14 protein-coding genes are annotated in these 12,263 nt (G+C 73.4%); 6 read left to right on the forward strand and 8 right to left on the reverse strand.

Annotated features, from left to right (window positions below; all coding sequences use genetic code 11):
- Positions 1–74: 74 nt before the first annotated feature.
- On the reverse strand, positions 75–464 hold the full coding sequence (locus ABD644_RS15100; RefSeq protein ID WP_344689772.1) for a hypothetical protein: 390 nt from the start codon (positions 462–464) through the stop codon (positions 75–77).
- Positions 465–604: 140 nt separating this feature from the next.
- On the opposite strand from ABD644_RS15100, the gene ABD644_RS15105 reads away from it, so the two are divergent.
- The 4 genes from ABD644_RS15105 to ABD644_RS15120 are packed head-to-tail and all read left to right on the forward strand — an operon-like array spanning position 605 to position 4,301.
- Positions 605–1,741 carry a sensor histidine kinase gene (locus ABD644_RS15105; RefSeq protein WP_344689773.1) on the forward strand — a complete coding sequence of 379 codons (1,137 nt, stop codon included), beginning with the start codon at positions 605–607 and terminating at the stop codon, positions 1,739–1,741.
- A complete protein-coding gene (locus ABD644_RS15110) occupies positions 1,738–2,397 on the forward strand; it encodes a response regulator (RefSeq protein ID WP_344689774.1) in 660 nt (219 codons plus the stop codon). Before ABD644_RS15105 ends, ABD644_RS15110 begins: the two co-directional genes overlap by 4 nt.
- 24 nt (positions 2,398–2,421) lie before the next feature.
- Positions 2,422–3,195 (forward strand): polyphosphate kinase 2 family protein, encoded by a 774-nt coding sequence (locus ABD644_RS15115; RefSeq protein ID WP_344689775.1) that lies wholly within the window; start codon positions 2,422–2,424, stop codon positions 3,193–3,195.
- Positions 3,192–4,301: a GNAT family N-acetyltransferase gene (locus tag ABD644_RS15120; RefSeq protein ID WP_344689776.1), complete on the forward strand. Its 1,110-nt coding sequence runs from the start codon at positions 3,192–3,194 to the stop codon at positions 4,299–4,301. The genes ABD644_RS15115 and ABD644_RS15120 overlap by 4 nt, the downstream gene beginning before the upstream one ends.
- Positions 4,302–4,308: 7 nt before the next feature.
- On the opposite strand, the gene ABD644_RS15125 is transcribed toward ABD644_RS15120, so the two are convergent.
- From ABD644_RS15125 to rpsB, 5 genes are all read right to left on the reverse strand, one after another.
- A complete protein-coding gene (locus ABD644_RS15125) occupies positions 4,309–5,286 on the reverse strand; it encodes a phosphatidate cytidylyltransferase (RefSeq protein WP_344689777.1) in 978 nt (325 codons plus the stop codon).
- A gap of 20 nt (positions 5,287–5,306) precedes the next feature.
- Positions 5,307–5,864: a ribosome recycling factor gene (frr, locus tag ABD644_RS15130; protein WP_344689778.1), complete on the reverse strand. Its 558-nt coding sequence runs from the start codon at positions 5,862–5,864 to the stop codon at positions 5,307–5,309.
- A 76-nt stretch (positions 5,865–5,940) separates the two neighbouring features.
- A complete protein-coding gene (gene pyrH / locus ABD644_RS15135; protein WP_425547445.1) occupies positions 5,941–6,711 on the reverse strand; it encodes a UMP kinase in 771 nt (256 codons plus the stop codon).
- Positions 6,712–6,822: 111 nt separating this feature from the next.
- Positions 6,823–7,638: a translation elongation factor Ts gene (gene tsf / locus ABD644_RS15140; protein WP_344689779.1), complete on the reverse strand. Its 816-nt coding sequence runs from the start codon at positions 7,636–7,638 to the stop codon at positions 6,823–6,825.
- Between the two features lie 96 nt (positions 7,639–7,734).
- Positions 7,735–8,655 carry a 30S ribosomal protein S2 gene (rpsB, locus tag ABD644_RS15145; RefSeq protein WP_344689780.1) on the reverse strand — a complete coding sequence of 307 codons (921 nt, stop codon included), beginning with the start codon at positions 8,653–8,655 and terminating at the stop codon, positions 7,735–7,737.
- A 299-nt stretch (positions 8,656–8,954) separates the two neighbouring features.
- Between rpsB and ABD644_RS15150 the strand changes: the two genes are divergently transcribed.
- Together ABD644_RS15150 and ABD644_RS15155 are read left to right on the forward strand one after the other, a co-directional pair.
- The gene (locus ABD644_RS15150; protein ID WP_344689781.1) at positions 8,955–9,494 is read left to right on the forward strand and encodes a murein hydrolase activator EnvC family protein; all 540 of its coding nucleotides are present in this window, start codon (positions 8,955–8,957) and stop codon (positions 9,492–9,494) included.
- A gap of 43 nt (positions 9,495–9,537) precedes the next feature.
- Positions 9,538–10,500 (forward strand): hypothetical protein, encoded by a 963-nt coding sequence (locus tag ABD644_RS15155; RefSeq protein WP_344689782.1) that lies wholly within the window; start codon positions 9,538–9,540, stop codon positions 10,498–10,500.
- 24 nt (positions 10,501–10,524) lie between these two features.
- On the opposite strand, the gene whiG is transcribed toward ABD644_RS15155, so the two are convergent.
- Positions 10,525–11,328, reverse strand: coding sequence for an RNA polymerase sigma factor WhiG (gene whiG / locus ABD644_RS15160; RefSeq protein WP_344689783.1), 804 nt, complete (start codon positions 11,326–11,328; stop codon positions 10,525–10,527).
- 12 nt (positions 11,329–11,340) lie between these two features.
- A complete protein-coding gene (locus tag ABD644_RS15165; RefSeq protein WP_344689784.1) occupies positions 11,341–12,255 on the reverse strand; it encodes a tyrosine recombinase XerC in 915 nt (304 codons plus the stop codon).
- Positions 12,256–12,263 lie beyond the last annotated feature (8 nt).

The raw sequence follows: 12,263 nt of genomic DNA on the forward strand, positions 1-12,263 counted from the left end.
CGTCCCCGGTGAGCTGAGCCGCTGAGTCGTCCCTGCGCGGGACCCTCCGGGCCCCACTCGGGACGACGGCGCTTTCAGCGCCTCCGCGCGGCCACCGTCAGCAGGGCGAGCAGCACCAGGTCGACGGCCATGAAGCCGAGCGCCTCGGGCTCGTCGTAGACGAACAGCTTCACGAAGCTGAAGGCGATCTCGACGACGAGCAGCCCGGCCGTGATGCCGGCGATCCTCCGGTCACCGGCGCGCAGCCGGAAGGCCGCGACGATCAGGGCCGTCGCCAGCGCGAACGACCACGCGGCCACCAGCCAGTCGCCGACGCCCTGCGGGTCGCCGCCCTGCGCGGCGGTCGCCAGGAACGTGAAGTAGAGGGTGCCGTAGAGCTTGAAGGCACCGAACAGGCCGAGCAGCACGCGGATGCCGATCATCAGCGGGTCGCGGCGGGTGGTGGCGGGAGCGGTGGCGGTCACGGGGTCCTCCGGGTCGTGGGAATTCGGTGCCGGGGACGCTAGGAACGGCGATACCGGCCCGGCATCGACCCGAGGGCTGTTTCCTCGCTCAGCCCGTGGGTTGATGTCAGGACCGCATCGCGGCCCTACATTGCGCGTTCGTGGCCACTCCCCCGACCCGTCCGCCGCAGGCCGACGTCGTCCTGGCGGCCGTGTTCCTCGGCCTGTCGCTGGGCCAGGTCGTCATCGCCCCCCTCACCACCCCGGCGCTGTCGGTGCTGATCGCGGTCGGCTCGACGGTCCCGCTGGCGTGGCGGCGGGTGTACCCGGTCGCCGCCGCCCTCGTGATGACCTCGGTCTGGCTGATCCCGACCACGGGCTTCCTGTTCCTGGGCTACGTCATCGCCGCCGTGATGTTCTTCTCCGTCGGCGCCTACAGCCGCCGGACGTGGGTCGTGGTGGCGGCGTCCACGGTCTGCGCGACGGTCGGCGTGGTGATGACGCTGCTGGGCCCCGAGCCCGAGCCGGCCGCGATCGGCGCGGCCCTCGTCGTCGTCGGGCCGGTCGTGGCCGGGCGCCTCGTGGCCCGCCAGCGGCGTCAGACGGCCCTGCTGGAGGAGCTGACGGGGCGGCTGGTGCAGGAACGGGCCACGGCCGAGCGGGCCGCCGTCGCCGAGGAACGCGCGCGGATCGCGCGCGAGCTGCACGACGTCATCGGCCACGAGGTCACCGTGATCGCGCTCCAGGCCGACGCCGCCGCGGCCGCGCTGGCGAAGGCCCCGGAGCGGGCGGCCGCCCCGGTCGCGGCGATCCGCCGGTCGGCCACCGAGGCGCTGGCCGAGATGCGCCGCGTCGTCGGGATGCTGCGCGCCGCCGAGGAGGACGACCTGCACCCCCAGCCCGGGCTCGACGACCTCGCCGACCTGGTCGAGCAGTCCCGCGCCGCCGGCGCGCAGGTCGATCTCACGCTGCGCCCGCCGGTACGGGCGACCCACGCGAGCGTGGAGCTGGCCGCCTACCGGCTGGTGCAGGAGGCCCTCACCAACGCCCGCCGCCACGCGCCGGGCGCGCCGGTCGACGTGCGCGTGGTCGGCGACGAGGCCGCGGTCGTCGTCGAGGTGGTCAACCCGCCCGCCGGGGCCATCCCCGCTCCCCGGGCCGGTGGCTCCGGGTTCGGGCTCGTCGGCATGCGGGAGCGGGTCAGGATGCTCGGCGGCCGGCTGGACGCGGGGCCGACCGCCCGCGGCGGGTACGCCCTCACCGCCCGGCTCCCGCTCGACCTCCCGGGCGCGCCATGACCTCCGTGGTCCTGGTCGACGACCAGCAGCTGGTCCGCGACGGCCTGCGCCTGATCCTGGAGCTCGCGGGCATCGACGTGGTCGGGGAGGCCGCCGACGGGGCCGAAGGTGCCCGGCTGGTGCTGGAACTGCGACCCGACGTCGTGCTGATGGACCTGCGCATGCCGCACGTCGACGGCATCGAGGCCACCCGCCGGATCGTCGCGGCGGGCAGCACCACCCGCGTGCTCGTGCTGACGACCTTCGAGGGCGAGGAGCTGACCTTCCGCGCCCTGCAGGCCGGGGCGTCCGGCTACCTGCTCAAGGATGCCGGCGGCGCACGGCTGGTCGCCGCCGTGGAGGCCGCGGCCGCCGGCGAGCGCCCGCTGGCACCCGAGGTGGTGGCGCGCCTGGTGGCTTCCTACGTGCAGCGGCCGCCGGCCGGTCGGGACGACGGCGCCCGGCTGGCGGCCCTGAGCGACCGGGAGCGCGACGTCCTCGCGCTCATCGGCGCCGGCCGCTCGAACACGGAGATCGCCGCCGAGCTGTACATCTCGCTGGCGACGGTGAAGAGCCACGTCCGGCACATCCTCGCCAAGCTCGACCTGCGCGACCGGCCGCAGGCGATCGTGCTCGCCCACGAGTGTGGTCTCGTGGCCGACGGCGCGCCACGCTGAGCGAGACCTGCCAGGCTCGTGCCCATGAGCCGCCTCCGGGACGTCGACCTCAGCGTCCGGCTGTCGAAGAAGGAAGCCAAGCACCAGCTCAAGGAGGCCCAGGACCGCCTGGTCCACCTGCGGCTGCTGCTCGGCGGCCTGATCGGCTCCGGCGAGATCGGGCCGCCGCTGTGCGTGCTCTTCGAGGGGTGGGACGCCTCCGGGAAGGGCGGGGCGATCCAACGCCTGGTCGCCGAACTCGACCCCCGGCACGTGCGGGTGGCCCAGTTCGGCGCGCCCTCCTACCACGAGAAGCGGCACCACTTCCTCTGGCGGTTCTGGCCGTCGCTGCCCGGGTGGGGCGGGATGGCCGTCCTCGACCGCACCTGGTACGGCCGGGTGCTCGTCGAGCGGGTGGAGGGCTTCGCCCCCGAAGCGGACTGGCAGCGGGCCTACAGCGAGATCGTGGATCTGGAGACGACGCTGGCCGCCGAGGGCATGATCATCGTCAAGTTCTGGATGCACGTCTCGTCGAAGGAGCAGCTGCGCCGGTTCGAGGCCCGGCGCGACGACCCGTACAAGGCCTGGAAGCTGACCGACGAGGACTGGCGCAACCGCCAGAAGCGGGCGGCCTACCGGCAGGCGGTCGAGGACATGCTGGAGCGCACCGACCACCCGGCCGGACGCTGGCACGTGATCGCCGGCGACGACAAGGGCTGGGCGCGGGTGGCCGTCGTCCGGACGGTCTGCGAGGAGATCGAGAAGGCGCTGGCGGCCCGGGGCATCGACGCCGACCCGCCCCTCACGCCGGCACCGTGATCCCGTCGGTCTACGTCCACCTGATCGAGCCGGCGGACTGGCGCGCCGCGCTGACCGCGGGCGCGGTGCGCCCGCCGTCGCTGGCGTCCGCCGGGTTCGTCCACCTGTCCACCCCCGAGCAGGTGCACCTGCCGGCCCAGGCGCTGTTCCCGGGCCGGCGGGACCTCGTGCTGCTCGTCGTCGACCCGGCCCGGCTGACCGACCCGGTGCGGTTCGAGCCGGGGATGCCGCACGACCCGGAGAGCATGCGCTTCCCGCACCTCTACGGTCCGCTGCCGGTGACCGCGGTCGTCGCGGTCGTGCCCTACCGCCCACCTGCGCCGGTCGTGCTGCCCGCGCCGGACGATGCGCTCGGGCGGGCCCTGGCGTTCTTCACGTCCCTGCCGATCCGGCGCGCGGTCGGCCTCGGCGACGTCCCGGGCGGGGTGGCGGTGCTCGACCCCGACTTCCCGCACTCCCGCGACAACAACCGGCTGCTGGTGACCGCGCCGGTCGATGCGGCGACCGTCGAGGCCGCCGCGGCCGAGGTCGCCGGGAACGCGGGCTGGCTGCACCGGGCGGCCGGCCTGATGTGGCCCGGCGCCGACGACGTGGCCGCCGAGCTGGCCCGGCGCGGCTGGGAGACCGAGCAGCTCGTGGTCATGGCGCGGCCGACGGGCGGCGCCCCGGACGGTCCGCGCGCCGAGGTGGTCGACCAGGGCGAGGTGCACGGCTTCTGGGCGGAGTCGTGGCGGGAGGCGCTGGCCGCCGAGCCGGGCCCGCGGCTCGACGCGGCCGTGGAGCAGCTGGTGGGCCGCGAGCACCTCAACGACCGCGTCGTCGCCGTCACCGACGTCGTCGTCCGCGAGGAGGGTCGGGTCGTGGCGGCCGGTCAGCTGCGGGTCGACGGCGCGACCGCGGCGATCGACTCGGTGCTCACCCACCCGTCCGCCCGGGGCCGCGGGCATGCCGACGCCGTCCTGGCGCGCGCCCTGGACCTGGCCACCGACGCCGGCTGCGACCTCGTCGTCCTGGAGGCGGCGGCGCAGGACTGGCCCCGGCACTGGTACGACCGGCGAGGCTTCGAGGTCGTCGGGTCGGTGTGGAACGCGGTGCGGGAACCCTGACGCCGGATCAGGCCGGGACGAGGACGGCGAGCAGCAGGTAGGCGACGGCGGCCGAGGGCAGCAGCGAGTCCAGCCGGTCCATGAGGCCGCCGTGCCCGGGCAGCAGGTGCCCCATGTCCTTGATGCCGAGGTCGCGCTTGATCAGCGACTCGGCGAGGTCGCCCAGCGTCGCCGACACCGCGATCGCGGCGCCGAAGATCAGCCCGGCCCACCACGGACCGTCCAGCCAGAGCGTGATGATCAGCGTGGCCATGCCCATGCAGGCCGCGACCGACCCGGCCATCCCCTCCCACGACTTCTTCGGGCTGATCGACGGGGCCATCGGGTGCTTGCCGAAGAGCACGCCGGCGGCATACCCACCGACATCGCTGCAGACCACGGTCGCGATGAAGGCGAACACCCGCGCGGAGCCGTCGTCGGGGGCGAGCAGCAGGGCCGCGAACCCGGCCAGCAGCGGCACGTACAGCGCGACCAGCACGCCGGCCGACGCGTCCCGCAGGTACCCCGCCGGCCCGTCGGCCAGCCGCCAGAAGACGACCGCCAGCGCGGTGGCGAGGAAGCCGGTCACGAGGCCGGTGGGCCCCCGGCTCCAGGCCAGGGCCAGCATCGCCACCGCCCCGACCAGCAGCGGGACCAGCGGCGCCTGGAACCCTCCGGCGCGCAGGGCACGGGTCAGCTCGATGACGCCGACGAGCACGGCCGCACCGAGCACCCCGAGGAACGCCTGCCGCCAGATCAGCAGCGAGGCGACGATGACCGCGCCGAGGGACAGGCCGACGACGATCGCGGCCCCGAGGTTGCGCCCGGCCCGGCCCGCCGCGGGGGCCACCGGGGCGTCGGTCGTGGGCAGGTCGGCGTCGGCGATCTCGGGGCGCGCCGCCGGCGGCGGCGGGAACGGGCGGTCGCCGACGATCGGCACCGGGCCGGTGTCGCCGTCGGGATCGCCGGTCCGGACGCCGGGCCGCGGGGCGGGTGAGGAGGTCATGAGCGCAGCGGGTCGTCGGGTCAGACCTCGAGCAGCTCGCTCTCCTTGTTCTTCATCGCCTCGTCGACGCTGTGCACGTGCTGCTCGGTGAGGTGGTCGAGCTCCTTCTCCGCGCGACGCACGTCGTCCTCGCCGGCCTCGCCGTCCTTGGCGATGCGGTCGAGTTCTTCCTTCGCCCGGCGGCGGATGTTGCGGATCGCGACCTTGGCGTCCTCACCCTTCGCGCGGGCCTGCTTCACCAGGTCGCGGCGGCGCTCCTCGGTGAGCTGCGGGAACACCACGCGCAGGATCTGGCCGTCGTTGGTCGGGTTGACGCCGAGATCGCTGTCGCGGATGGCCTTCTCGATGGCCGACAGCTGACCGCTGTCGTAGGGCTTGATGACCGCCATGCGCGCCTCGGGCACGGTGATCGAGGCCATCTGCGGCACCGGCGTGTAGGCGCCGTAGTAGTCGACCATGATCTTGTTGAACATCGACGGCGCGGCGCGGCCGGTGCGCACGGAGCCGAGGTCCTCACGGGCGACCGACAGGGCCTTGTCCATCCGCTCCTCGGCGTCGAGCAGGGTGTCGTCGATCACGGGTCTTCCCTCCGTCGGCGGCGGGAACTCCTCCCGCCGTCGTGTCTCGTCCGGCTGCCGATCCGTCGTCCGTCGGTCAGGACGGCTGGCTGATCAGCGTGCCGATCCTCTCACCTGCGACGGCGCGCGCGATGTTGCCGTCACGCAGGAGGTTGAACACGACGATCGGCATCTGGTTGTCCATGCACAGGCTGATCGCCGTCGCGTCGGCCACCTTGAGCTGCTTGGCGAGCACCGTGGCGTAGTCGAGGTCGTGGTACATGACCGCGTCGGGGTTGGTGCGCGGGTCGTCGTCGTAGACACCGTCGACCCCGTTCTTGCCCATGAGCAGCACCTGGCACTCGATCTCCAGGGCGCGCTGGGCGGCCACCGTGTCGGTGGAGAAGTAGGGCATGCCGGCCCCGGCGCCGAAGATGACCAGCCGGCCCTTCTCCAGGTGCCGGATGGCCTTGCGCGGGATGTAGGGCTCGGCGACCTGACCCATGGTGATCGCCGACTGCACGCGGGTCTCGAGGCCGGCCTTCTCGCAGAAGTCCTGCAGGGCCAGGCAGTTCATGACGGTGCCGAGCATGCCCATGTAGTCGGCCTTAGTGCGGTCCATGCCGGCCTGGGAGAGCTCCGCGCCGCGGAAGAAGTTGCCGCCACCCATGACCACCGCGACCTGGGTGCCCTTGGCCACGACCTCGGCCAGCTGCTCGGCGATGCCGCGGACGATGTCGGCGTCGACACCGACCTTGCCGCCGCCGAAGGTCTCACCGGAGAGCTTGAGCAGCACCCGGTGGTAGCCGCTGTGGTCGGCCGGCCGGAACGCGGTGGGCGCGGACAACGGTGGGGTGGTGTCGGTCAACGCGTCATCCCTCGTTCGGTGTCTGGGCTGGGGGTGATCCTGCCGCACGGACGAACGGCCCCGCTCCCGGTGACGGGAACGGGGCCGCTCGGCACTGCTGCGGTTCCGGGCTCAGGCCTGGCCGACCTCGAAGCGGGCGAACCGCTCCACGGTCAGACCGGCCTCGTCGATGATCTGCTTGACCGTCTTCTTGGGCTCGGTGATCGACGGCTGCTCGAGCAGGACGAAGTCCTTGTAGTAGGCGTTGACCCGACCCTCGACGATCTTGACGATCGCCTGCTCGGGCTTGCCCTCCTCCTTGGCCGTCTGCTCGGCGACCCGACGCTCGGTCTCGACCGTCTCGGCCGGGACCTCGTCGCGGGTGAGGAACTTCGGCCGCGCGGCAGCGATGTGCATCGCCAGGCTGCGGGCCGCCTCCTCGCCGCCACCGCTGTACTGCACGGCGACACCGATGGCCGGGGGCAGGTCGGTGGCGCGCTTGTGCAGGTAGATCGCCGTGGTGCCCTCGAAGGCGGCGAACCGGCTGAGGACGAGCTTCTCACCGATCCGGGCGGACTCGGACTCGACCAGCGCGGCCACCGTCTGGCCGTCGACCTCGGTGGCGAGCAGGGCCTCGGCGTCGGCCGGCTTCTTCTCCAGCGCGATGTCGAGCAGGCGCTCGGCGAGCTTCACGAAGTCGGCGTTCTTGGCGACGAAGTCGGTCTCGCAGTCGAGCTCGAGCAGCGCGCCGTCCTTGCTGACGACGACGCCGTTGGTGGTGGAGCGCTCGAGGCGCTTGCCGACGTCCTTGGCGCCCTTCACCCGCAGGAACTCGACGGCCTTGTCGTAGTCGCCGTCGGCCTCGGTGAGGGCCTTCTTGCAGTCCATCATGCCGGCGCCGGTGGCGTCGCGGAGACGCTTGACGTCGGCAGCGGTGAAGTCAGCCATGTCTCTTCCTCTTGGTCTGTCGGTGGATCGAGTTCGGGGTGCGGGCGTGCCGCGGCGCCGTCCCCAACCGGCTCGGGCGGGGACGGCGCCGGCGGATCAGGCCTGGGCCGGGGTCTCGCCCGCGGCGGGCTCGGCCGGGGTCTCCGCGGCCGGGGTCTCCGCGGCCGGGGTCTCCGCGGCCGGGGTCTCCGCGGCCGGCGCCTCGGCGGCCGGGGCCTCGACGTTCCCGGCGCCACCGGTCAGCAGCTCGCGCTCCCAGTCGGCCAGCGGCTCGTCGCCGCCGATGACCGGCTCGGCGCCGTCCGCACGGCCGGCGTTGGCCTGCGACGCCGAACGGGCCATGAGGCCCTCGGCGACCGCGTCGGCGATGACGCGGGTCAGCACCGTGATGCTGCGGATCGCGTCGTCGTTGCCCGGGATCTTGTAGTCGACCTCGTCGGGGTCGCAGTTGGTGTCGAGGATCGCGACGACCGGGATGTTCAGCTTGCGCGCCTCGCCGACGGCGATGTGCTCCTTCTTGGTGTCCACGATCCAGATGGCGCTGGGCACCTTCTGCATGTCGCGGATACCGCCCAGGCTGCGCTCGAGCTTGGCCTTCTCGCGGGACAGGACCAGCTGCTCCTTCTTGGACAGGCTGACCAGCACGCCGGTCTGCTCCATGTCCTCGAGCTCCTTGAGCCGCTGGAGGCGCTTGTGCACGGTCTGGAAGTTGGTGAGCATGCCGCCCAGCCAGCGCTGGTTGACATAGGGCATGCCGACCCGCTGGGCCTGCTCGGCGACGACTTCCTGCGCCTGGCGCTTGGTGCCGACGAAGAGGATCGAGCCACCGTGGGCGACCGTCTGCTTGACGAACTCGTAGGCGTTGTCGATGTACCCGAGCGTCTGCTGCAGGTCGATGATGTAGATGCCGTTGCGCTCGGTGAAGATGAAGCGCTTCATCTTCGGGTTCCAGCGACGGGTCTGGTGCCCGAAGTGGACGCCGCTGTCGAGCAGCTGCTTCATGCTGACGACTGCCATTGCAGCCTCTCTCGTTCTGCGCGCGCCCCTGGGGGCGCGCTGTTCGGTTGTCGCGGTGACCGGGGTGGTGCACCGCCCTGGCGTCCGAGCGGCGCCACGCACCCGGCGGTTGCCCGTCGGGACCGAGGTGGCGACTGCCCCGCGTTGGCGGGAGGAGGACGCGCGAAGTCGACCCGTCGGAACGGGCCGCACCGGACAGCATACGCGAGGTGCGGAGCGGGTTTTCCCCAGCGGTCCGGGCATCCACAGATCACGGCCGGCCGCCCCACCGACCGGTCCTCTCCCCCAGTGTCCCGGGCATGCGCGTCGCGGTTCTCGTCGTCCTCTCGGTCCTGTTCCTGACCGTCCCGGCCCCGGCGACGGCCGAGCCGTCCGGCCCACCGCCGGCGGTCGCGCTGTGGGCCTCACCGGTCGGCGAACCCACCGTGACCCGGGCCTTCGACGCGCCCTCGTCGCCCTACGGTCCGGGGCACCGCGGCGTGGACCTCGCCGGCGCCCCGGGGGCGGCGGTGCTCGCGGCCGGCGACGGCGTCGTCGTCTTCGCCGGGATGGTGGCCGGGCGGCCGGTCGTCAGCATCGACCACGCCGATGGCCTGCGGACGACGTACGAGCCGGTGGACCCGTCGGTCGCGGCGGGCCAGCAGGTGACGCGGGGCTCCCCCATCGGCACCCTGCTCGCCGGCCATCCCAGCTGCATGGCCGCCGCCTGCCTGCACTGGGGCCTGCGCCGTGGCGAGACCTACCTCGACCCTCTCGCGCTCCTGCGACCGCCGCGGGTCCGTCTGCTGCCGATGGGCAGGTCGGTCCCGCGCGGCCGGGGCCCACCGCCACGGCCCTGACCTGGGCCTCGCCCGCTGGCCGGCGTCCCACTAGCCTCCGGCCATGCCGGACGACGACGCGACGACCGCCCGCTGGCCCCGGTTGCGTGCCGGCCGTGGTCACTACGAGAGCTGGTACCTGCGGGCGGTCCACCCCACCGAGCCGCGCGGGCTGTGGATCCGCTACACGGTGTCCGTCCCTCCGGGCGGCACGCCGACCGGCCAGCTGTGGTGCACCTGGTTCGACCGCTCGGTGCCCCACCCCCGGGCTGTCCGCATCGACGCCGGCCCGCCGGCATCCGGGAACGACGCCTGGATCCGGTTCGGCGAGAACGTGTTCGGCCCGGACGGTGTCGTCGGGGAAGCCCGGTCGGCGGAGTGTGCGGCCCGCTGGTCCCTGCGGTTCACCGGCGGCGCCGAGCCGCTGCGCCACCTGCCCAAGCCGTGGATGTACACGGCCAGGCTGCCGCGCACGAAGCTGCTGTCGCCGCTCCCGACGACGGTCTTCGACGGCACCCTCGAGATCGACGGCGAGACCGTGGACATCGCCGGGTGGCCCGGGATGGTCGGGCACAACTGGGGCGAGCAGCACGCCGAGCAGTGGATCTGGCTGCACGGGCTGGGCTTCGCCGACCGTGGGACGGACACGTGGCTGGACCTAGCGGTCGGCCGGATCCGGGTGGGCCCGGTGACCACGCCCTGGGTCGCCAACGGGGTGCTCAGCCTCGACGGCGAGCGGATCCGGCTGGGCGGGCTGGGCCGGCGCGTCGCGGTCACGGCGACCGACGACCGGTGCGTCGTCCGCGTGCCCGGCGCCGGGGCCACCGTGACGGCGTCGGTCGCGGCTCCGCCGGAGGCCTTCGTGGAGTGGGACTACGCGAACCCCGACGGGTCGATGCACCGGGTGGTGAACTGCTCGGTCGCCGACCTCGACCTTCGCGTGGAGCGGCGCGACGGGACACCGGTGGCGCTCACCGCCGCCGGTCGGGCCGCCTACGAGCTGGGCCGGCCCGACCACCGTTCATGACGCCAGGCTCTCCCCCGAACCTGCTCAGGCGATGTCGGCGAGCTTGGTGCGCAGGTGGAGGACGGCCTTGGTGTGCAGCTGGCAGATCCGGCTCTCGGTGACGCCGAGCACCCGGCCGATGTCGGCCAGCGTCAGACCCTCGAAGTAGTAGAGGCTGACCACCACCTTCTCCCGCTCGGGCAGCTGCTCGACGGCGCGGGCCAGGAGCTGGCGGGCCTCGCCGTGCTCGGCCATCGCCTGCGGGTCGAGCGCGGTCGAGTCCTGCAACGTGTCGCCCAGCCGCGGGGAGCCGCCGCCGTCGTCGTCGGTGAGCAGCTCGTCGAGGGCCACGACGTTGACCAGCGACAGCTGGCCGAGGAACTTGCGCACCTCCTCGACGTCCATCTCCATGTGGTCGGCGACCTCTTCGTCGCTCGGCGTGCGCTGGAGCCTGGCCTCGAGCTCGGCGACGGCCCGCTCGAACTGCCGGGCCTTCATGCGCACCGACCGCGGGATCCAGTCGGTGTTGCGGAGCTCGTCGATGATCGCGCCGCGGATGCGGGCCATCGCGTAGCTCTCGAACTTCACCTCACGGGTGGGCTCGTACCGCGTGATCGCGTCGATCAACCCGAACGTCCCGTAGGACACCAGGTCGGCCTGCTCGACGTGCGCCGGAAGACCGCTGCCGACGCGGCCGGCGACGTACTTCACCAGCGGCGCGTAGTGCAGGATCAGCCGGTCGCGGAGGCCGGGATCACGGCCGGCCACGTAGTCGGTCCAGAGCTGGGCCAGCAGCGCGTCGGCGTCGTCCCCGGATTCGTCGAGCTCGTAGATGGTCGCCTCAGACACTCAGCCGTCCTCTCAGGCCCGGGGATGCGCTTGCGCGTGGACCGCACGGAGCCGCTCGACCGTCACGTGCGTGTAGATCTGGGTCGTCGCGAGGCTAGCGTGACCCAGCAACTCCTGGACCGACCGGAGGTCCGCGCCGCCCTCCAGGACGTGCGTCGCCGCCGAATGGCGCAGCCCGTGCGGTCCGATGTCGGGGGCGCCGGGAGCCGCGGCCACGGCCCGGTGCACGACCCGGCGCGCCTCCCGCGCGTCGAGGCGGTGCCCCCGGACCCCGAGCAGCAGCGCCGGACCGGAATCGGGCCCGGCCAGGGCAGGGCGGCCGCGGGTGAGCCACGCGTCGATCGCCTGCTCCGCCGGGACGCCGTAGGGCACGCTGCGCTCCTTGCGGCCCTTGCCGAGCACGCGCAGCAGCCGGCGGGAACGGTCGACGTCATCGACGTCGAGACCGACGAGTTCGCTGACCCGGATGCCGCTGGCGTAGAGCAGTTCGAGGACGACGGCGTCGCGCAGCCCGGCCGGCTCCTCGGCGCCGGCAGCCGACTCGACGACGGCGCGCGCCTGATCCGGGGCGAGGACGTCGGGCAGGGTCCGGTGGGCCTTCGGGCTGACCAGCCGCTGACCCACGTCGTCCGGGGTGAGCCCGGAGCGGCGCAGCCAGCCGGTGAAGGACCGAGCGGCGGCCGCGTGGCGGGCGGTCGTGGCCCGGCTGTGGCCGCGGGTGCGCCCCTGGGCCAGCCAGCTGCGCAGGGTCGCCAGGTCGAGGTCGTGGACCTGACCGCCACCGCGACGAGCCAGGTGGTCCAAGAGCATCACCACGTCGGTGACGTATCCGCGGACGGTGTGGGCGGAAAGGTCCCGCTGGGCCAGCAGATGCTCCTCGTAGCCGGCCAGCGCCTCGGCGAGGGGTGCCGGCAGCGCCGCACGCACGTCTGCTG

The sequence above is a fragment of the Blastococcus jejuensis genome, assembly GCF_039534705.1.
Lineage (GTDB): Bacteria > Actinomycetota > Actinomycetes > Mycobacteriales > Geodermatophilaceae > Blastococcus_B > Blastococcus_B jejuensis.